The sequence below is a fragment of the Candidatus Nitrosarchaeum limnium BG20 genome (genome assembly GCF_000241145.1).
In the GTDB taxonomy this organism is placed as follows: Archaea; Thermoproteota; Nitrososphaeria; order Nitrososphaerales; family Nitrosopumilaceae; genus Nitrosarchaeum; species Nitrosarchaeum limnae.
In genome coordinates, this window is the sequence record NZ_AHJG01000110.1 from 1 (window position 1) to 21,040 (window position 21,040).

Here is a 21,040-nt window from a genome sequence, read left to right on the forward strand (position 1 = left end):
TGGAAACATTCTTCTAAAAAAGGCAACAGAACACGCAGGAAATAAAAACGTGAAATTTAAAACAAAAACAATCAGAGGTTCACCTAGTATTGAGATAGTAAAATTATCGCAGAGTGGTAAATTTGATGACATAGTGATGAGCACCACAGGTGCTGGCTCTGCCACAGGGGAGATGCTTGGTAGTGTGTCGAATTACGTTGTTCATAAATCTAAGGTACCTGTCTATTTGATAAAATAAATTTTTTATTTTTGTATTCAATTATTTTTTCTGAAATAATTCATTATTGGAAAATTCGGTGTTAATGCTTGATTAAAAATCAACAACAGGGATTAGTTAATTTAGTTATTTTAGGACCGTGATTTCTTCTATTTCGTTATGTTGTTTTTCAGACTTATTTATCCACATAATTATAGGACTATCAATCCAGATTGCCTCAAAAAATGAAAATTTATTTTCACATTTAATACAATTGAGATCTAAGGTTGGATTTGGAAATTTTTCGTTACACTCTTTACAAGTAAAGAGATTTGATATCGTTCTATGATCTACACCTAATGCCTTAATGTATTTCTTACATTGGGGACATTTGTCATTTTCAAACATATAGTCTGGGTGTATTGCTCCACAATCATAATGTTCGATTAATTTTGTTTGAGAAAAATTATATCTCTTGCAATTTGGACACGCAAATATTATTGATGTATTAACTGAATTACATTTATTACATAACATCTCTTTGATTGGCTTCATTTCTAAAACATCTCCCTCCTTTCTTAATTCTTGTAAACACTGTGACATTTTTTCTTCAGAAAAATTAAAATTTTGCATTAATCTACACATACTTGTTTTGCGAACTGCTTTCAGGTGATCTCTGATTTTAACTAGTTCTGTTTCAACTGAAATATTTGTCTGAAGTTCAAATTCTTCTTTAATTGTATTGATTACATCTTTCATATTTTCAAATCTTAATGGTTTTGCTATAAAATGAGATACACCTAATGAAAATAAATGACGAACTGATTCTTCATTTCTATCTTTTGATGTTTCTAGAACAAGTTTTGCTTCTGGTGATTTTGATAACATAATTGGAACTATCTCTGCTGCACTCATGTCTGGCAAGTGATAACCCAAGAATACTAGTGGTGTGATCCCAATTTCTGTCAGTTCTATGAATTTTTCTATCCCTCGCTTTCCTGTTACTGCCTCTTCGATTTTTGTAAAACCCATTTTTTTAATATATTGAGAAAGCGTTATTCTAATTGATTCACTATCTTCAATGATTAATACAACATACTCATGAAATCTCAATATGGTCTTATTTTTTTTAAAATATATTATCCGCATGTATGAATAAAATGATCATACAAAAAATATTTTTTAAATTTACTCATATGTTGACTAGAATTTTGCCTAAATTAGATAATCCATACATGTGGTCCTCATAAAAACAGTTAAAAAAATAAAAATGGATTAATCCCTATTGAAAGGGATCAATGAATGGACAGTTCACTATGTGATCACTGTTCATAGGTCTTGCTAAACTAATGTCAATCTTGCCTGCATTTTTGTATGCATTGATATCTGAAATGTTTTCAAGCAATGCTGCATTTGCTGGGTCTTTCCATCCTATGACGTTGATTCTCCACATTGGAGAATAGTTTTCATCGCCTAGTGCTCCTGATGCAATTCCTGCTTGGAATCCTAATGGACCTGAGCCCTTGATTCCATTTGTGAATTGGTATATGTCTACTGCTGCTGAATTTGCAATCAGATTGGCATCTCTTGGAGCATTGGTAACTCCCATCATTTCTGCAGGACCAGAAGGTGTTGCATCTGTAACGATGTAGTAAATAGTTCTTCCATCAGGACCCCATCCTCTGTGTGCAATAAAGGTCACAGTTTTTTCTTTGGTGTCGATGTTTAGAACTTGACCTCCAACGTATGGTGTATCATCGGCAAGTGTCTTGTCTTTTTTTACCATCATTTGTCCATCTGGCCAAACTATCTGTGGCATGTTTAAGACAACTTGTACTGGTGTGAGTGTCAGTTCTCCTTTTTTCTCTGCATCTAAAATTGCTTTTTCAGAATTCAGTATTCTTGGTGTTGCACCGTCTTTCCATGTTACGTGAACATGTGATGTGAGTGCACTGTATACATCTGGTTGTGCTGGTGTACTGGTAAATACCTCTCCTTGGAATTTATGTACTCCATCACCACTTATTCCATTTGTAAACATGTATGCTTTTGATAATGCTTTTGCTGGAGCGTTCTTTAGCAATGGAGCTAGTTCTACTTTCCATTTCTGATTCTTTGAGATTGTATCTGCATGTGTCTGATCGCTAGAATCTGTAATGATATAGTATACATTTCCACCATCATGGTATCCTTGATGTAATGGAATTGTTGCTGGAACATTTGCTCGAGACAGCTTTAAAACAGATCCAGCATCGACAGACTGAGTCATTTTATATGCCATAGCATGTTTTTCCTCCATCATGGCTTTGTCTTTCATCTGTTTTTCTTCCATCTTTTGTTCTGTCATTTGTTTTTCAACATATTTCGAAGATACTTCAGAACATAATCTATCTCCACAAACAATTCCAGCATTTGCAGAACCATAAGAAGCAACTCCTACTCCTTGAGCTTTCAAAGCATCTGCATCTGTAAGGTAGCTTTGACTCAATGCTACAGTAAAGACTGGCAAGATAGCTAGGATAGCTAGTGTTTTTAGTGTTGTATTCATTGGCTCAAATCTTTAGATAAAAGTTAAAAGCATTTTTCCAAATCAAAATCATTTTTTCAAAATTGCTGAAATATCTGTTGTAATATTTAATTTGGAAAATTCTTTTTATATCTTAAATTATAAAATAATTTTATAACTTCTTAATGTTGAACTAGAAGTTTTACCTTTTTGTTAAATAATGCAAGAGAAATTGGTTTTTCTTCAACATCTATGTTTTTTCCATCCACGTCAAATACATCTAAAACACGATTTTTTTCACCCGTAATGAAAAAGAATTTTTGTTCTGGAAAAAAATCATGTATTATTTTTCCTGCATCTACTCCATTCATCTCTTTCATGGAATTATCGCTGATGATAAGATCAAATGGTGTTTTACTAACTAATCCATTTTTTAATTCCTTTTCATAAATCTCAAGTTCTGTTTTTCCATCATAAGTAACAGTGACTTTATGGCCATTTGATTCTAGAATTTGTTTATACCAATTTGCAAGCGCTTTAGAATCTTCTACAATCAAAATCTTCAAAACAGTATTGTTCACAATTCATTATTTGCATAACATAAGTAAAATCCACGTGTGTTTTTATTGTGCAGACAACTTGTCCCGCCTTATTTTTTATTAACTAAATTATGCTCTTATTTCTTAAGTGTCTGTATGCATTGACACTTCCCATGCAGTAGATTATAGAAAAAATTCAAAAAGAAAATGTATCATTTGTGATTTAAAATAAAAAGAATACAACCCATTTGCACAAACACCTACTTTGAATTTATTATTCTGTTACTCTCGTTCTCTTCATCTTACAAATGTGATCTTGTGATATTCTTTGAACCATCTTGTAAATTCATATCTAAGATTCCGGATAGTCCTCGATTTTAATCGTGCTCATCATTTCTTTTAGCTCGTCTTCAAAAAAGAATTTGTCTCCTGTAGCTGGTTTAAGATCATCAAGCCAAATAGCTTTTTCATCATACTTTGCTAAAAATGGAATCTGCACCCAATCAGGATTTCGTCCTTGCAAGAATCGTAATACCATAAATTTTTCATTATTCAATTCTGTAATACCTAAAATCTGTATTTTACCTGGAGTTGCAGACATGCTTGGGCCTCTAACTGTTCTTGCAAGACCCGTGACTTTTTTGTATGCGTCTCGAAATATCCTTTGTGCATCAACTAGTGATATTCCAAAATAATGTTGAGCTCCTGTGTCCCTTACAACAAACATGTAGTACGGTATGCATCCTAGCTGTACTTGGGTCTTCCACATCTCAGCCCACATATCTGCATCATCATTAATGTGACGTAGTAATGGTGACTGAGTTCTTATCTGTGCTCCTGTAGCACGAATTTTTTTAATTGCTTCTTTTACTGCATTTGTCTTTAATTCAACAAGGTGGTTAAAGTGTCCCATCACTGCAAGATGAATTCCTTTATCTATCACTCGCTTAAAGATCTCTAACATTTCTTCTGCATCATCATCTGTAAGAAATTTGTAAGGCCAGTAAGACAGTGCTTTAGTACCAATACGTATTGTTCTGAGATTTGGAAGATTTGCTTCTAGTAATGGATTGATATATGTCGAAAATACTTTAGCTTTCATTATCATTGGGTCTCCACCTGTAAATAACACATCTGAAATTTCTGGATGTTCTCGTAGATACTGTACTAATTGTTCTCCCTCTCTCATTGCAAACTTTAGTTCATCCATCCCAACGAATTGAGGCCATCTAAAACAAAAACTACAGTATGCATGACATGTCTGACTTTGGCTAGGAAAGAAAAGACAAGTTTCTTGATATTTGTGCTGCATTCCATGCAATTTTGTTCCATCTTTTAATGTTGGAACATTTAGCTCCATTTGCCCTGCCGGATGCGGATTTAATTGTAATCTAATTTCATTTGCTGTATTTTGAATCTCTTTTTTATCTCCTTTTTTTAGTGCAGATTCCATCTTTGAATAGTGTTCAGGAATTAACATTCCTCTTTGTGGAAAAGTTAGAACAAACATCGGATCATTTGGAATATTGTTCCAATCAATTAGTTGTTCTATAACATAATTATTTGTCTTAAATGGTAATACATTTCCAACCACTTCCATTTCAAACTGTTTCTCTGCTCCCATTTTTTGAATTTGAGGTAATTCTCGAAAATTAACTAAAGTATAACTTTTGATGCGAGGTGATTCTCCGACACTCCACACAGAATCTTGTCTTTGCATAATATATGATGATTTTTATCATTGTTAAGTGTTAACCTCTGTCTCCTAGTATGATTCTAAGAAAATTAGATTGAATGATTTATAAAAAATGATAAGATCAATGATATTGTTATGACTATCTGGAAAAATGTGGTGATAAAGTAAATGGCAGCAGAAGATATCACAGTTGTAGAAGAACAAGCAGCAGTGGGTCAGATTGGAACATTAATTGAATTATTGTCTTCATCAATTTCATTGCAAATAGCATTTGCCATTTTGGTAGTTGGATTGATTGTAATTGCTACAATTTATACAAAATTTAGACAGTGGACGAGAACAAAAAAATTCAGTTATAGTAAACCTATTTTTGCTGAAATAGTACGAAGGGCGGTCTTACCTATCCTTGCATTGGCATTGATTTCATCAATTAACATTTACATCCAAACTTTTGAATTATTTGATGATCCTGCTGAACTTTTAAAAGAAAAACTTAGTGCTGAACTTACCCCTGGAGAAACTTTTGCAAAACTCCTAAATTCTATGAACATCATAGTTATTGCATTTACTGTGGGTCATATCATTACAATCCTTCTTGAGAAAAAAGAGAAACTAAAACTTGAAAAAGAAGATTTCAGAGCTTGGAGAGACATGAATGGTTTTTCAGATGATGAAGATGATTTATTTCATAAATGCTACAAATGGATTCCTCCTAAACATACACCAGAAGAAATTCCAGAAAAAGAATTTCATGAACTATTGCAAACTAAAGAAGGACTACTATTTCTTGAAAAATTTACCACTTCTGGAGGAACTCGAATAGGAAGTTATCAAAAACTCGTTAAAGATCCTTTTTTAGAATGGAAAAAATCAGAATACAAAAAATATGAACAATACTATGATAATTGTATTACTGGAGAAAATGAACTTGGAAGGCCTTTACTTCCAGGTAGAATTCCTGATGAGATCTATGAAATTGATATTTGGGCTGAAGAAAAACGAGCAGCAAACTATGAGCCCATTCTTGCAGGTTCAAAACCTCCTGGCTATGCAGAAAAGAAAAGAGAAGGTCTCCCAAAACCATTTAGAAATTTTATTCCACTAGGATTCTTTCTCGGTGCTGTTTTAGGAATTATTTCTTGGTGGGGTGTAGATTTGTTTGTACTAGCAACTGCCAGTGGTGGTATTGCTATAGGTGTTGGTTTTGCATTAAAAGAAACCTTTGAAAATTACTTTGCATATCTTATGATAAGAAAAGACAAAATCTTTGTTGAAGGTGAACGAATTGCTCTTGCTAGTGGGTACAAGGGTATTGTATACAAAATTACTTCCCGTGTAACCTTTGTAAGGCATCCACTAAATGAGTCAGTTGCAATTGTCCCAACACGACAACTTGTTACAAGTGAAATCATTAATTACACGAAGGAGTTTGCTATCGTACCTGCAACTGTTGAAGTTGGAGTTTCTTATCTTAATGATCCTAAACAAGTAGCAGCTGCATTGATGAAAGTTGGCACTCGCGCATTATCTGAAGTGGTTGATTCTAAAGGAAGACATCTTGCTGTTCAAGCAAAATGTCCAAACCTAGATGAAAACAAACCTAGTTGTGGGTGTGATAAGCAATTTGTTTTAGATTTAGAACAACCTACAGTTAGATTCCAAAAATTCAATGACTCTTCTCTTGACTTTGCAGTTTGGGTGTATGTGAGAGATTATGGTTTACAATTTAAGATGGAAACTGACATGAGAATGATGATATATGAAGAATTCAAAAGATATGGTATTAGAATTCCTTGGCCAATCAGAACTATCTATCAAGGAGATGAGAAAAAAGAGGCAGAAGAAATCAGTAGAGTTGATGATGAGCGTAAAAAACTCATTGACAAATATGGTATCGGAGATTTGTTAAGAGGAGACGGAAGCGATTCCTGATATTACAATTATAAATCCTACTATGGTAAGAAATAGAATATTCTTACGTCACAAAATCACGCGACTAATATTAGATGAACTTGCAAGAAATAAAATAATAATTTCTTCCAGTACCATTGATATAGTTGAATTTCCTAATCTAAAAATAGATAAAGGCAATGATGTTTAGTCTATGAAAAAATTATTTTTTATTTCTGTAATTGTGTTTTCATCTATTTTTATAATCTCATCCACATTCACAATTCCTAATTTTGACTTTGAATTAATGCAAAATGGAATTACTGAAAAGATTGTCGAATCTGATGTTGGTTCTTCTTTAAATGATTTGTCTAGTACACTGAAAAATTTTCAAAATTCTGATTATTTGAAACTAGATTATCTAAATGATCTTGTTCAAAATATTGCAGCAAACTCTTCGATTTATGATCTTATTGGGTTTTCAATTGGAATGGTTATTTATGGAATTTTCGTTTATCATTTTTACAGATTTTTATCAAAACGTGATATGTTTTCTTTCAATCTAGAAAATCGATTATCGTCTAAAAAATTCTCATCTGATGGAGAGGCATCATCTGCTGCACTTAGAGTGGTTGCATTTATTGCAATGAATTTCTTTATCTTTCCGTTTGTTGCCTTTTTGTGGTTTTTAGGTTATTCTTCAATTATGTTTCTTCTTGTACATCAATTACCTACAGCAACAATCTTTCTTGTTTCAAGTGCGTTAATAATTGCAGTTAGAATATCTGCCTATTATAGAGAGGATCTCTCTAGAGACCTTGCAAAGTTACTCCCGTTTGCATTGCTGGGTATTTTTCTTTACAATCCAGAATTTTACTCACTTGATCAAATTGTAGTACGACTAAAAGAAATTCCTAGTTTCATCTATCAAATAACCGCATTTATTGTTGTATCGATGTCTGTTGAAATTGTTCTTAGTATTATTTATTTAATTAAAATAAAATTTTTTCATAAAAGTGAAAAATCAAAAAAAGTTGATGATTCTGAACATCCTATTTAATTTAAATTCGATTCAAAATTAAAAATATGCTAAAAACAAATTAATGATTCTTTTTGAAAATTAATTTTAAATATTTCTCTATAAACTTTTTAAACATTAAATGTATGTTGAATTTATGGTTAGAGTTGAAGAATGTTTTGAATGTGGTGTCAAAGAACATGATGCAAAATTAGTTTACACAAAAGATAAACCCGTTCTATGTGAAAAATGTTATAAAAATTCTTCATCTGGAAAGAAATAATTATTTTTAAATTACATCATCACGTCTTTATGAAATAATGGTGATTTAGATTTTTTCTAAAAGTTCTTTCTTTTTTGCTTGAAATTCTTTTTCTGTAATCAAACCTGATTCTTTTAATTTACCTAATCTTTCGATCAACGTAATCATTTCATCACTTGATGATAATGATTTTTTTGCTGATGCAATACTTTTCTCTATACTTGCTGAGCCTTTTTTACTTAATTCAGCACCTACTGCTAGTCCCTCTTTTCCCTTTTCTAGTGCAACTTTGCTTAGTGCCTCACCAGTAGCCTTTGCATCTGTAACTGTGTCCTTCAATTTGTCAAAAAACTTACTAGGCTTTTTTTTACGGGTTGCCATGTTTATCATTAAACTCTGTCACTATTTATCTTCTTTATCTGGATCATGACTTTTATATGCTAAATACACTAAATTCATTTCTGGACAGAATAATCGCAAACAAAAATACTCTAATCTTAAAACCGAAAGTGGAATCAGATGAAATTAAAGAATTGATAGATAAGAAAAAAACTGGTTTGTTTGGTAATGTGTTTAAAAGACCTAAACCCGACGAAATATCTATTTTGTCAACTGATTTGTTTTTTGAACCTATATGGAAAATTAAAGGAGAATATGATATTGATTTTTATCGAAAAAACACACATCAAATTTCTACTGACCCACATGTTAAAGAAATAATTATTGGAACAGGGGTATTTCCTGTTCTAACTGATTCCGGTACGTGGAAAAAATTCAAAGACACAATAAAGTTTGGTGACAAAATGAACAAGACTGACATTCCAGTTGAGGAACATGTTGAAATCTACCGTGAATCTGAATTATATTTAAATTCACAAGGACAGCCGATAGAACCAAATCTAAAGATTGAATCAAAATACATTGAAAATTTTCCTGATGAATTTATGAAATCCAATAAAAATAATATTCGTTCTTCTGATTTAACTGAGGCACCAATCATAGATGTTTATCTTTCTAATGTTAAAAATAATCTTGGAGATATTCTGAGAATTGTTTCTGAAAGGCTTGTAGTGGATATCTTTGAACAAATCTTCTTGCCTGTTTATGAGATACGAATTTCTGATTCAAAGAACAATACTAAAATTCTTAGAGTCGATGGTATGTCTTCTAAAATTTTATAATTATAAAAATCATCTAATTCTTTTTTTGATTCTCTAGGTGACTTAATAATATAGACATATTCTATACTTATCATGTCTGCTCACACTCATCACAGTCACGTAATTATTAGAACATTAACAAAAGAAGACATCCCAAAAGTTGTTGAATTACAAAAGGCTGCATTCCCTTACATGGCAGCTCAAGGAGTTTATTGGAAACCTGATCAGCTTGAGGCACATCTAAAGATATTTCCTGAAGGACAGTTTGTAGCAGAATACCATGGAAAAATTATTGGCTCTTGCAGTAGTTTAATTGTAAAGCTTGAATCTGAATATGCAGAGCATACTTGGAAGGGAGTATGTGGAGATAGTTTCTTATCTGGCCATAATCCAAAAGGTGATTCGTTATATGGAGCAGATGTATCTACACATCCTGATAATAGAAGATTGGGAGTGGCAACTAAACTATATGATGCAAGAAAAACACTTGCCATAAAACTCAATTTACGACGAATTATCGCAGGAGCAAGATTGTTCAATTACTGTGAATATGCTAAAGAATTAGATCCATTAGAATACGTAAAAAAAGTAAAAAACATGAAATTCGTGAACCTGTTTTGGAATTTCAGCTCAGAAACGGCTTCAAATTTATTAAAATTCTTCCAAATTACATGAAAGATGAACGCTCTCTAAACAATGCAACTTTTATTGAGTGGAAAAATCCGGAATTTATCGAAAAATGATCATCGATTGTCATGTTCACGTTAATCAATACGAACTCATGCAAAACATTCCTCTTTTGGATGATCGTATAGCTGAACTTCAAAAAGAGATGATAAGTAACAATGTGGATTATGCCGTTATTTTATCCTCATATAAAACAAATTCAGAGAGACCATCAGCAAAACAGATCCTTGATGCCATCAAAAAATACGATAACCTTGGTGTGGTTGCAGGATTCTCAATTGACAATCATACTGATGAAGATTTAAAGAATTTTAGAACATGGATTAAAGATGGATTGGTAAAAGGACTCAAAATTTATTCTGGTTATGAACATTATTATCCCTATGATGAAAGATATCAAAAAGTATATGACATATGTGTGGAATTTGGTGTTCCTGCTATGTTTCACACTGGAGATACTTACAGTCCAAAAGGAAAACTTCGTTACGCTCGTCCACTTAACCTTGATGAAGTTGCAGTAGATAATCCTGAATTAAAAATCGTATTATGTCATTTAGGAAATCCTTGGATTCAAGATGCACAAGAAGTCATTTATAAAAATAAGAATGTCTATGCTGATATATCTGGTTTAGTTATTGGTAGTTTTGATCACTTTTTTGAAAAAATGATAAAAGAAAAAGTTGCAGAGTTAATTAACTATGCTGGAGAACCAAAATACCTTCTTTACGGAACAGATTGGCCAATTAGCACCATGGATTCTTATCTAAGCTTTGTAGCAAAACTCAACATAAAAAAAGAATTTAGAGATAAATTCATGTACCAAAACGCAAAAGACTTGTTTAAAATCTCATAAATCTAATTCACATAATCTAATTTTATAACATACCTGAAGGGAAATTCGTTTACTTTTAAAATTATTGTGCTTGAATATCTCTAATCATCTGGAAATATCTAAAAAAAGAACTAATTAAGAAGAGATATGACGTGAGATTATTGGAAAAAACCTCTAAAGAACTAGAAATTCAAGAAGATGAAAATGAAATTGAAGAAATAAATCATAAAATAAAAAATAATGATTATAATCAATTAAAAGAAGTACATCATGATAAAATGGTTTTAGAAACTAGAAAGATTGCGTTACAAAATAAAATACAATCAATTAAATTTTCCAAACATGTAAAAATAATTGAAAATGATTTAGAAGAATTAAAACATCAAAACAAAACTCTACGCGAAAATAATTCAGTTTTAATTGAAATTGTAAAAGAAATTTGTAAAGACCATAAAATCAGTCCTGGTTTACAAGAAAAAATCAAGACTCTTCAAGCATAAGTTATTCTGATATTGTCTGTAATTGATCTATTTTTCAAAATCATCATGCAGTAGTAATTTGTTTCTTGAATAATCTACATCTATTGCAATTATTACTGGTTTGTCTTTAGATTTTTTTGCCTCTTCTAAAATTTTAGGAAACTCTTCAGTTGATTTTATATGATATCCAATTGCTCCAAAACTCTGTGCAAGTTTTACAAAGTCTGGATTGTTAAATTTGGTAAACGCATCTTTTCCGTACTCGTCCATCTCTTTTAATGATATTAGACCATATCCGCCATCTACCCACACTATGATTATTATTGGGAGTTTTAGTCTAGATGCAGTTTCTATTTCTTGAACGTTCATCAAAAATGAACCATCCCCACACATTGCTACAACCTTTTTTTCAGGATAAACTAACTGGGATGCTATAGCTCCTGGAACTGAAAACCCCATGGAACAAAACCCGTTTGGGATGAGACATGTATTTGGCTCATATGTGTTGTATGTTTTTGCAATCCACATTTTATGTGCACCAACATCTGACAGTACAATATCTTTATCATCAAGACTTGCTCTAACATCTGTCACTAGTTTTTCTGGTTGAATTGGATATGATTGATCGTTTTTATGTCGCTCTATTCTATCTACCACTTGTTGTTTAATTTGTTTGAATAATTCTGGCATCTCTTTTTTTGGATAGTCAATTGAAGAATTTTCTTGTTTTTCTTTTTCCAGTTCTTCTAATATTGCATCAATAGTATATTCCACATCTGCACTCATCTCTACTGTTGGGGGATAATACGTATCTACTTCTGCTGAAGTAAAATCAATATGAATAATCTTTTTTGTTAAATCACTATTCCAATTTTTTGGACTATATTCTACTAAATCATAACCAATCGCAATTACCACATCTGCATTTTTCATGGCAATCAATGCATGATCTGCTTGTTTGATGCCAATAGTCTGAAGATGTCTTTCAGATTTATCTGATATCACACCTTTTGCCATAAATGTATTCATTGAACAAATACCTGTTTTTTCTGCAAACTGTCTAATATGTGAGCTAGAATTTTCACGAATGCATCCGTTTCCAACAAGTATGAGTGGTTTCTTTGACTCTAGGATAATCTTTACAGCTGCTTTTACAAGTTCTGGATGTGGTTTAGAACGCATTATTGGAAATTGCTTTACTGGTAAGATCTCTGATTGTCTTTTTGCAACATCTTGTGGTAATTCAATATGCGTTGCACCACATTTTTCTTCTAATGAAATTTTAAATGCACGCCTTACAATCTCTGGAATGTTATCTGTATTTCGAATAGACCAATTCCATTTTGTAATTGGTTTGAATAATGTTATCGCATCCATATTTTGATGTGATTCCTTGTGCAGTAGATGTGAATCTGTTTGACCTGTTATGGCAAGAACCCGTGAACTGTCCATATTTGCACTGGCAATTCCTGTCGTGAGATTGGTGGCGCCCGGCCCTAATGTTGCTAAACACACCCCAACTTTAGGTGTAATTCGCCCATACACATCTGCCATAAATGCCGCTGATTGTTCATGTCTAACCAAAATGAATTTAATTTTAGAATTTAACAATGACATGCAAAAATCTGAATTTTCTTCTCCTGGTAGACCGAATATGTATTCCACCCCTTCACTTTCAAGGCACTTTACAAACAAATCCGAAGCTTTCATTATGCACTTTTTTCCAATCTGAGATATCTAGTTTGTGTGATTGTTGGTATTCTATTCAGAATACATTTTCCCTTAATTTATGACATTCAGAGTCATAGTACTGACAACTCTGGATAATTTTCTAATATCTGCAACTGCCTTTTCAAATTCATGCTGATCATTAGTATTTACTTCTGCAATTACGTCATATGCACCATAGGTAAGATATGCATTTTTGACATTATTCATATGTTTAAGCTCTTCAACAATGTATTCTTCTGCACCTAAATCACAATTCAATAAAATAAATCCAACATGCATTTTATTCTTAAATTATTTGTTCAATACTTGTCTTTAAGTTTTACATCTATTACCATCGACTACGTCCACCATAGCTGTTTCTACCGCCACGGTCTCCGTATTTTTTTCTTCCACCACTTCTATCGTCTCTTGCATCTCCTCTACTAGATCCACCATATCCGCCAGATCTTCCATATCCTCCCGAACGAGAACCTCTTGAATACCCAGATCTTGATTGAGAACCACCCCCATATCTTCTTGAAGGAACTTGCCTCTTTAGAGGATCAGGAATTGAAATCTCTATTCCCATTTCCTTATTCAAGTCAGTTAATGGTACTTTGATTTGACGTTTGATTAAATTCCAATCCCCAACGGATGAATATGATACTAGTGTAATTGCTCTTCCCTTGGCACCTGCTCTTGCAGTTCTTCCAATCCTATGAAAATATGCCATCTCTTGGTTTGGAACGTCATAGTTGACTACAAGTTCTACTCTAGGTACATCAATTCCTCTTGATGCTACATCTGTTGCAACAAGAATGTCTACTTTACCACTTCTGAATTTACCCATTGATTGCTCTCTTCTGCTTTGTGACATGTCTCCTTCTATTGCTACTGCATCAAACTTTTCTTGATGAAGATATTTTGCAACATCTCGGGTTCTGTATTTTGTAGAGCAGAAAACTATGATCTGACCTTTTAGTGGTTTTATAAAATCAATTAGATATTTCATTTTGTCTCTGTCTTTGATTACAAGATATGCTTGGTCTATTCCCTCTCCACTAAGATCATCTGCATCCAGTAAGAACTGTTTTGGATTCTTCAGATATTCTTCTGCTAGTCTTAGAATCTCTGTTGGCATCGTTGCTGAAAACAATGACATTACTCTCTCTTCTGGGGCGAGATCTAAAATAAACTGAATATCATCAACAAATCCCATGTCTAACATTGTATCTGCTTCATCCAATACAATGTGGGTTACATCTCCAAGCTCAATAGAACCTCGTTTAAGATGATCAATTAATCTTCCAGGTGTTGCTACTACAATTTCTACTCCTCTATCAAGTGCATCTAATTGTAATCCCATTCCTTGACCGCCATATACTGTGGCAACTCTAATTCCTGTGTATTTTCCAAATTTCTTTATCTCTGTTGTAATTTGCATTGCAAGTTCTCTTGTGGGTGCCATTACCAAACCTTGAATTCCTTTTTTTGGTTGAATCTCTTGAAGCATTGCTAATGCAAATGCTGCTGTCTTGCCAGAACCTGTATGTGCTTGTCCTATAACATCCCTGCCCGTAAGTAAAACTGGAATTACTGCTTCTTGAATAGGAAATGCATCATCAAACCCCATTTCCCGAATCCCCTTCAGTATTTCTTCTTTTAATCCTAAATCTTGAAATTTTGTCATTTTATTTTCTTCTCTTAGCAATGACGAAAAAGCTCATTGCCCACTCGTCATTATTCCGATAAATTCAATCTCTTTTTAGGTCTAATAAACGCTTGTCCTTGTTTCTCATGTGTTTAGTTGTGAATCAATTACACTTTTGAAAACTTCAAAAGGCTGTGCTCCATTTACCTTGACAAATCCTGTCTTTTCATTTCCTATGAAAAATCCCGGAGTGCCAGTAATTCCATACTTTCTTCCATCATTTAGATCACTGTTGATTTCTCCAATGTATTTTCCTGAATCTAGACAAGAGTTGAATTGTTCTTGATTCAGTTTTAATTTAGCTGCATATCCTTTAAAGACATCAGTTGCATCAACAATTGACATTTTATTCCAGACTCCTTGATTTTCAAATAATTCATCGTGGAATTGCCAGTACCTGTCTTGTTCATTTGCACATTCTGCAGCTACTGCAGCAGGCATTGCATTTGGATGACTACTCTGTATTGGAAAATCTCTGAACACAAATTTCACCTTTCCTGTGTTTACATATTGTTCTAAGATTAGTGGAAGTGTCTGAGTTTGGAATCTAGCGCAAAATGGACATTGAAAATCTGAGAATTCTATAATTGTGATTGGAGCGTTTTGGTCTCCTATGATAGGATCATCGTCTATTGAGATGTTAGTTGGCTGTACATTAAGTTGTTCTGGAGCTTGTTGATCTTTTAAAATCTTTGATTCTATTTTCTCTATTGCATCATTTAATTCGGTTCTTGTTACTTGATCTGTTTTTAAATTGACATAGGATCCTGCAAAAAATGCAGCTACCAAACTAGCTGCAATAACTGAAATTATTAAAACATTAAAAACTGATTTTTTCATAGAAACTTTTCCATCTTTGGATTCACTCTGTTTTTTTATTTCATTTGAATCCATTTGGGCTTGATTTCATTATTGTATACTTATTTGTATTGAATTATTTGTAGCGTTTTTCTTTCTCACAGTTCTTATATTAGATCATAATTATTTAGAACAATGTCAGTAGACGATCGAAAAATGTACCCATGTACATGTTCTGATTGCGGAAAAGAATCACAAGTTCCATTTCAACCAATTGAAGGTAGAGATGTATTCTGCAAAGAATGTTTACCAAAACACAGAAAACCAAGAACCGAAAATAGAGGAAGATATTAGGCTAAAATAGGCTTAACGTCGTTTTTTCTTATTCTCTCAAAATTATTTTTATTAAAATTAAAAGAGCCAATAATGGGATCCGAACCCACGACCCTCAGATTACAAATCTGATGCTCTAACCAGGCTGAGCTATATTGGCACAAAATCCAATAAAAATTTTGGATCTTTAAAGTGTTACCCGATAACGTTTTTGAAATAAAATTTTGATGATTGTATCAAAGATCTGAATTTTCAGACAATTTTTATTTTTAAAACTAGTTATGAACTTGCTCTTTATATCCATCAGATTATAATACTGTGAAATTGTGAATACTTCATCGATGAAGTATATTCACCCTCTAAGACTCAAAGTTCTGATGATGATGTTTTTTTCAACTGGTATTATTGGAATTATTGTAGGTCTTTATGTTGCACCAGCTCAAGCACCGAATGCAACACTGCTAATTACTTTCTTGGGCGTCATCAATTTATCTTTGGGTGGCTTCTTTGGTTGGGCCTTTCTTAATCAAGCACAACCTCCATCAAATGATAAAAGAAAGAAAAAGCGCGATGACAACTAGTATGTTTGTGGTAAAATGCATTGCATATGCATCATTAAGTCCTTTTTTATCGTAGATGTACTTGAATAGAAATCCTATTGGTAATAGAATTAGTGCCATGTGAACTTGAATTCCCATTGCAATATGGATCATGGCCCAAACTACTACCATCTTCTTGGATTTTCTAAAATACAATTCTTCCACATAGTTGATGTGAATAAACATGTACACTAGTAATGGGATGAATGGAACTACTCCCCAAAAGCCTTGATCTGCAAATGGACCTATTGCAATGTTGTATCCAAGCCAACTCCAATTGAGGATTGGCAGTGTTTCAACATAATCATGTGCAAAAATGACATATGCAAATAAAATCCCAAAGGCCATCGGTGCGTATTTTATTGAATTGATTCCTGATTTTATGTCCTTGAGTCTCTTTTTAGTTTCTTTAATGAGTAGTAATGATGCGCCTACAGTCAAAACATAGTATCCTATAAGGAAAAACTCTGACTGGAAAAAATCCTCAAGCATGACCTGCTCTGATGTGCATTATACAAAAATCTAACTACACTTGAATAAGGGTTGATAGTATGGTGTCTTGCTGTATTTTACATTTTAAATTACAACTTTGCAAGATCGCATGTTTTTTGAAAATTACTAAAAAGATTTTTTCAATCAAAGTATAAATAATAAAACTTCCTCATCAAAAAAGAATTGCTAGACTTAGTTGCCAAAAAATTATTTCTTACAAAAGGTAAAGGTGTTCATGAAGATAGATTAACCAGTTTTGAATATGCTCTAAGAGATGCTGGAATTGCTGGTACAAATCTTGTTTTAATTTCAAGTATATTTCCACCGAATGCAAAATTGATTTCTAGAAATGAAGGTCTTAAACAAATCAAACCCGGACAGATTTTATTTACAATTTATTCAAAGAACCAAACTAATGAAGCTCATAGACTGTGTTCTGCCTCTGTTGGAATTGCTAGACCAAAAGACACGAATCGATATGGTTATCTTTCTGAATACGAATCATATGGACAAAATGAACAGCAATCAGGTGATTATGCCGAAGATATTGCAGCTCAAATGCTTGCGTCTTCTCTTGGCATACCGTTTGATATTGACAAAAGTTGGGATGAGAAGAGACAACAATGGACTATCTCTGGTCAGATTTACAAAACACAAAATGTTACTCAATCTACCAAAGGCGATAAAGATGGCAAGTGGACAACTGTGTTTGCTGCCGCTGTTTTACTTGTATAATTTTATTTTCTATATCCTTTGAGATAATAGACTGCAGCTGCTACTGCTACTACTGTGATAATTATCACTACTACTGTTGACTCATCAAATGATGGCGATACTTTCTTTGGAGCTAATAGCTCACTGCCTCCTAAAGAGAAAACTAGTTCATCTTTGTTAATTGATGTTCTCTCTCCGAAAATATATTTTCCTTGAATTATTTCTCCTTGATCTGGATCAAAAATCCATCCTTCTCCAGTAAGTTCTTTGGGAATTTTGTCGCCTGCTACAATCTGTGTTGGAACTATGGTTCCCCTTACATCTGATACATTAGTGGAGTTTGGAGATAACACTGCAACTTGTAATATTGAGTTTAATGGATAAAATCCTCTTGAAAAATAATCTGATCTTTTTAGCTCATCTGTTTTCAAAAATTCTAATGGATTGATTTCCCCTGACGATTCCTCATTCTTGTAATCTGCTGATATTTTTAATTGTAATAGTGATTTATTTTCTAATGGTATTATTGAAAATGTCATAAATGATTTCTCTTCTTTTGATAGATTCTTTGCAATGTCGTAAAATCCTCCAGCATCTCTAATTATTTTTGGAAGTAATATTGCTGATATTTTTTCATACATCGACTCTGTATCTTCCATTGGCATGACGTATACTGCTGATACTGTACCTTTACTTGTAGCTCCGCCAGATGTTTCAACTGCTTTGCTTATTTCATCATTGACCTGAACAAAGACTGAATGAAATGTTGCTTTTGTATCAAATGCCTGATTTAACTCTCCAATAAATGAACCTGCAATTATCTTAGTTGAATTTTGAATTGCTAAAAAATTCTTGTCTGCCGGATCTCTTGCAACATTTATGATGATACATGCTTTACCTGATACACCTAAAACACATCTGTCTTCGTTTGTCAAAATTACAGATGTAATTCTTCCATTTTCTCTTATCTTCTGTTCTAATTCAGCAGGAACTCTGATCTCTTGTATGCTGGTACTTTGTAATGCAATTGACGCTGTAACATTTTCAGGGGTACCTCTTTCAATCATTACTTGTGCAGATTCTTGAAATGTGGCAAGTCCTGGCTGTTGTTGAGAATACGAATAATTTGTTGTAAAGATCAACATGCCGATTAAACCCAAAAAAATTACTGCTTTTAGCATACGCCGTTTCCATTTGACTAAATTATTAAATTTACGCTTGTTTTATTCACTTTTTTAGTTGAGTTTTGCATTTGAGTTTGATTCATGAAACAATCTGTAAGAGGTTGGTTCAAACATTTAAATCAGTAAATTTTGAATTTACAATTGACATCGAATTCAAACCGTTCGGGGAACAAGCTGGCAGACCGTGCGTTGGTCTGCCAGCCCCATATTATTATCAAATTTTAAAATCCTAGGTTAATTTTGAAAGAGTCTTGACTTGATTTTCAACATAATCAAATCCTTCTTGCCAAAACTTTTGAGAAGTTATGTCTAACCCATGTCTCGCTAGTAATTTTTCTGGTTTTTCAGAACCACCTGCTGCAAGAATTTCAATATATGATGGAACAAAACTAGAACCCTCTTTTTTGTATCTTTGAAATAATGACAAAGCAAGCAGGTTTCCAAAAGAGTATGCATAGCAGTAAAACGGTGTATGATAGAAATGAGGTATACAACTCCATTCCACTGCAAAGTCTTCTGAGATTGCAACAGAGCTGCCAAACTGCTCTTTGAGATTTTGAATGTATGTCTTTGAAATCTCATCGACTGTTGTTCCTTTTCCAATTTGCTCATGTGCTGCTACTTCAAAAATTGTAAAATACGCTTGTCTCATTATAGTTGCATACAAGTCATCGATTTTCTCTGATAGCATTGTTTTTTTCTCATTATCTGTTATTTTGTCAGATAAATTGTCATACAACAAAAGTTCTGAAAAAGTAGATGCTGTCTCTGCTAAAGGCAATGGTGCCTCTTGAACTAGAATTGATCTGTTCTGTGCTGCTTGGCTATGTACTGCATGACCTAGCTCATGAGCTAAAGTAAAAACATCTCTTGTTTTTCCAGTAAAATTGAGTAAAACAAAAGGAGTAATCTTTGGAGTCAATGTGCTGCAAAATGCCCCGTCTCTTTTTCCTGGTCTTATGGATGAATCAACATGTTTCTCATTGAATACTTTTTTGGCAAACTCTTCTAATTTTGGACTAAATCTTCCCAGTGATTCAAACACAAGTTTAACTGATTTGTCGTATTGGTAATTTTTTTCTTTAATTTTTGCAGCTGATGGAGCATACAGGTCATACCTCCGCAGTTTTTTCATTTTTAGAATTTTTGCTTTTTGAACAAAGAATTTTTGAAACACCGGTGAATTCTTTCTACAAACTGTCAGAAGTGATTCTATGGTTTTATCATCTACATCATTTCCAATATTTCTCATAGAAATTGGGGATTTGTAACCTCGAATCTCGATTCCCTCATCTTTCCAATTCAATACAATATTTTGATAAATCTCGCCTAGTACTCCCTTATTTTCTGAATACTTTGTTAGAATGGTTTTGTATGCTGTTTCTCTTGTCTTTGGATTTGTACTTCTTATGAAGTTTGTAATCTCCTCACGTGTCATTGTTTTCGTTTTATTGCCAATCTTCATTTTATATTGATAAGCACTTGTCATCTTGTCGTAAAGTTTTACAAGTGCAGAAATTCCTGTAACATCTAATGTGTTGATAATTTTTTCTTCAGGTTCCGATAGTGCATATTTGGCAAATAATCTCTTATGGTTTAGATATTCTGATAGTTCTCCTGACTCTTTGATCAGTCTTTTTGCGTTACTGTCATCGACTTTGGTCTTCCACCATAAATCAAAAAACAATATCTTGTTTGAAATCTCTGAACCTAGTTTTGACATTCTAGTCATTAGTGATGTAGCCTCATCAGACTGTGTGTTTGAAGAGTATTCTAGGGATGCATAGCCACCAATTTGGTTCATTTTTTCAGAAATTTTTTCAATCTGGTGTAAAATATTCATAAATTCCTTTGATGACATTTTTGGGTTTAATTTTGATTTGATTTTCTCAAATTTCTTTGCTAGTCCCTCTAATTCTGTAATTTGTTTTTGAAAAGCAGAACTTTTTGGATCTTTTACCAGTTCTGATAGATCCCATTTGTCAAGTTTGTACTCTGACATCTAATTATCTTGTTTTGTAACTATTAAAAAATGCATGCTGTAAATTGGCTTGTTTTTTGGAACATTCAAACTCCTTTTTATCTGAGCATCTCAAAAATTTTAAAATTTTAACTGGAACTTAAGACCAAAACTGGTAAGGTACTTGGTGAGAGTTCCAATTACCATGAATTTTTCAAGATAGTATTTAGAGAATACTTATCATTGATATGAATAACTTCTACGTGAGGGTTTT

24 protein-coding genes and 1 tRNA gene are annotated in these 21,040 nt (G+C 32.9%); 12 read left to right on the forward strand and 13 right to left on the reverse strand.

The window, feature by feature from the left end:
• A partial coding sequence (locus BG20_RS03420) for a universal stress protein (RefSeq protein WP_010190968.1) occupies positions 1-238 on the forward strand: 238 nt, incomplete at its 5' end.
• A gap of 105 nt (positions 239-343) precedes the next feature.
• Here BG20_RS03420 and BG20_RS03425 read toward each other — a convergent pair.
• The 4 genes from BG20_RS03425 to BG20_RS03440 form a co-directional block, all read right to left on the reverse strand.
• Positions 344-1,309 (reverse strand): TackOD1 domain-containing metal-binding protein, encoded by a 966-nt coding sequence (locus tag BG20_RS03425; RefSeq protein ID WP_010190970.1) that lies wholly within the window; start codon positions 1,307-1,309, stop codon positions 344-346.
• 169 nt (positions 1,310-1,478) lie between these two features.
• The gene (locus BG20_RS03430; protein WP_010190972.1) at positions 1,479-2,744 is read right to left on the reverse strand and encodes a DUF7482 domain-containing protein; all 1,266 of its coding nucleotides are present in this window, start codon (positions 2,742-2,744) and stop codon (positions 1,479-1,481) included.
• A 140-nt stretch (positions 2,745-2,884) separates the two neighbouring features.
• Positions 2,885-3,283: a response regulator gene (locus tag BG20_RS03435; RefSeq protein WP_048097034.1), complete on the reverse strand. Its 399-nt coding sequence runs from the start codon at positions 3,281-3,283 to the stop codon at positions 2,885-2,887.
• A 310-nt stretch (positions 3,284-3,593) separates the two neighbouring features.
• A complete protein-coding gene (locus BG20_RS03440) occupies positions 3,594-4,961 on the reverse strand; it encodes a KamA family radical SAM protein (RefSeq protein WP_010190980.1) in 1,368 nt (455 codons plus the stop codon).
• A 144-nt stretch (positions 4,962-5,105) separates the two neighbouring features.
• Between BG20_RS03440 and BG20_RS03445 the strand changes: the two genes are divergently transcribed.
• From BG20_RS03445 to BG20_RS13755, 4 genes are all read left to right on the forward strand, one after another.
• Positions 5,106-6,869 carry a mechanosensitive ion channel family protein gene (locus BG20_RS03445; protein ID WP_010190982.1) on the forward strand — a complete coding sequence of 588 codons (1,764 nt, stop codon included), beginning with the start codon at positions 5,106-5,108 and terminating at the stop codon, positions 6,867-6,869.
• A gap of 22 nt (positions 6,870-6,891) precedes the next feature.
• Positions 6,892-7,038, forward strand: a complete 147-nt coding sequence (locus BG20_RS12370; RefSeq protein ID WP_157999272.1) for a hypothetical protein — start codon at positions 6,892-6,894, stop codon at positions 7,036-7,038.
• A 3-nt stretch (positions 7,039-7,041) separates the two neighbouring features.
• Complete coding sequence (locus BG20_RS03450; protein WP_010190984.1) at positions 7,042-7,887, forward strand: hypothetical protein; 846 nt, start codon at positions 7,042-7,044, stop codon at positions 7,885-7,887.
• Between the two features lie 115 nt (positions 7,888-8,002).
• Positions 8,003-8,128, forward strand: coding sequence for a hypothetical protein (locus BG20_RS13755; RefSeq protein WP_256359085.1), 126 nt, complete (start codon positions 8,003-8,005; stop codon positions 8,126-8,128).
• 45 nt (positions 8,129-8,173) lie between these two features.
• Here the strand turns inward: BG20_RS13755 and BG20_RS11620 are convergent, their stop codons facing one another.
• Positions 8,174-8,488 (reverse strand): SHOCT domain-containing protein, encoded by a 315-nt coding sequence (locus BG20_RS11620; RefSeq protein ID WP_157999273.1) that lies wholly within the window; start codon positions 8,486-8,488, stop codon positions 8,174-8,176.
• A 56-nt stretch (positions 8,489-8,544) separates the two neighbouring features.
• Between BG20_RS11620 and BG20_RS03460 the strand changes: the two genes are divergently transcribed.
• From BG20_RS03460 to BG20_RS03475, 4 genes are all read left to right on the forward strand, one after another.
• Entirely contained in the window at positions 8,545-9,288 is a 744-nt protein-coding gene (locus tag BG20_RS03460) for a hypothetical protein (protein ID WP_010190988.1), read from the forward strand.
• A gap of 72 nt (positions 9,289-9,360) precedes the next feature.
• Positions 9,361-9,942, forward strand: coding sequence for a GNAT family N-acetyltransferase (locus BG20_RS03465; RefSeq protein ID WP_010190990.1), 582 nt, complete (start codon positions 9,361-9,363; stop codon positions 9,940-9,942).
• A 64-nt stretch (positions 9,943-10,006) separates the two neighbouring features.
• A complete protein-coding gene (locus BG20_RS03470) occupies positions 10,007-10,807 on the forward strand; it encodes an amidohydrolase family protein (RefSeq protein ID WP_048097039.1) in 801 nt (266 codons plus the stop codon).
• A 131-nt stretch (positions 10,808-10,938) separates the two neighbouring features.
• Positions 10,939-11,286 carry a hypothetical protein gene (locus tag BG20_RS03475; RefSeq protein ID WP_420805925.1) on the forward strand — a complete coding sequence of 116 codons (348 nt, stop codon included), beginning with the start codon at positions 10,939-10,941 and terminating at the stop codon, positions 11,284-11,286.
• 27 nt (positions 11,287-11,313) lie between these two features.
• Here BG20_RS03475 and BG20_RS03480 read toward each other — a convergent pair whose 3' ends face one another.
• The 4 genes from BG20_RS03480 to BG20_RS03495 form a co-directional block, all read right to left on the reverse strand.
• Positions 11,314-12,975, reverse strand: coding sequence for an acetolactate synthase large subunit (locus BG20_RS03480; RefSeq protein ID WP_010190996.1), 1,662 nt, complete (start codon positions 12,973-12,975; stop codon positions 11,314-11,316).
• A 72-nt stretch (positions 12,976-13,047) separates the two neighbouring features.
• Positions 13,048-13,275 carry an Lrp/AsnC ligand binding domain-containing protein gene (locus BG20_RS03485; RefSeq protein WP_007402014.1) on the reverse strand — a complete coding sequence of 76 codons (228 nt, stop codon included), beginning with the start codon at positions 13,273-13,275 and terminating at the stop codon, positions 13,048-13,050.
• A gap of 49 nt (positions 13,276-13,324) precedes the next feature.
• Positions 13,325-14,665, reverse strand: a complete 1,341-nt coding sequence (locus tag BG20_RS03490) for a DEAD/DEAH box helicase (RefSeq protein WP_048097035.1) — start codon at positions 14,663-14,665, stop codon at positions 13,325-13,327.
• A gap of 105 nt (positions 14,666-14,770) precedes the next feature.
• Positions 14,771-15,580 carry a DsbA family protein gene (locus BG20_RS03495; RefSeq protein ID WP_010191000.1) on the reverse strand — a complete coding sequence of 270 codons (810 nt, stop codon included), beginning with the start codon at positions 15,578-15,580 and terminating at the stop codon, positions 14,771-14,773.
• Between the two features lie 99 nt (positions 15,581-15,679).
• Here BG20_RS03495 and BG20_RS03500 point away from each other — a divergent pair, with 99 nt between their 5' ends.
• Positions 15,680-15,838 (forward strand): CxxC-x17-CxxC domain-containing protein, encoded by a 159-nt coding sequence (locus tag BG20_RS03500; protein WP_010191001.1) that lies wholly within the window; start codon positions 15,680-15,682, stop codon positions 15,836-15,838.
• Between the two features lie 64 nt (positions 15,839-15,902).
• Here the strand turns inward: BG20_RS03500 and BG20_RS03505 are convergent.
• Positions 15,903-15,977 (reverse strand) — tRNA-Thr (locus BG20_RS03505).
• A 181-nt stretch (positions 15,978-16,158) separates the two neighbouring features.
• Between BG20_RS03505 and BG20_RS03510 the strand changes: the two genes are divergently transcribed.
• Positions 16,159-16,398, forward strand: a complete 240-nt coding sequence (locus BG20_RS03510; RefSeq protein ID WP_238527476.1) for a hypothetical protein — start codon at positions 16,159-16,161, stop codon at positions 16,396-16,398.
• Here BG20_RS03510 and BG20_RS03515 read toward each other — a convergent pair.
• Positions 16,360-16,908, reverse strand: a complete 549-nt coding sequence (locus tag BG20_RS03515; RefSeq protein WP_010191004.1) for a hypothetical protein — start codon at positions 16,906-16,908, stop codon at positions 16,360-16,362. The genes BG20_RS03510 and BG20_RS03515 overlap by 39 nt on opposite strands.
• A gap of 183 nt (positions 16,909-17,091) precedes the next feature.
• Between BG20_RS03515 and BG20_RS03520 the strand changes: the two genes are divergently transcribed.
• Entirely contained in the window at positions 17,092-17,643 is a 552-nt protein-coding gene (locus BG20_RS03520) for a pyruvoyl-dependent arginine decarboxylase (RefSeq protein WP_010191006.1), read from the forward strand.
• Between the two features lie 2 nt (positions 17,644-17,645).
• Here BG20_RS03520 and BG20_RS03525 read toward each other — a convergent pair whose 3' ends face one another.
• Together BG20_RS03525 and BG20_RS03530 are read right to left on the reverse strand one after the other, a co-directional pair.
• Entirely contained in the window at positions 17,646-18,803 is a 1,158-nt protein-coding gene (locus BG20_RS03525; protein WP_010191007.1) for a hypothetical protein, read from the reverse strand.
• A 232-nt stretch (positions 18,804-19,035) separates the two neighbouring features.
• The gene (locus BG20_RS03530) at positions 19,036-20,808 is read right to left on the reverse strand and encodes a M3 family oligoendopeptidase (RefSeq protein ID WP_010191008.1); all 1,773 of its coding nucleotides are present in this window, start codon (positions 20,806-20,808) and stop codon (positions 19,036-19,038) included.
• Positions 20,809-21,040 lie beyond the last annotated feature (232 nt).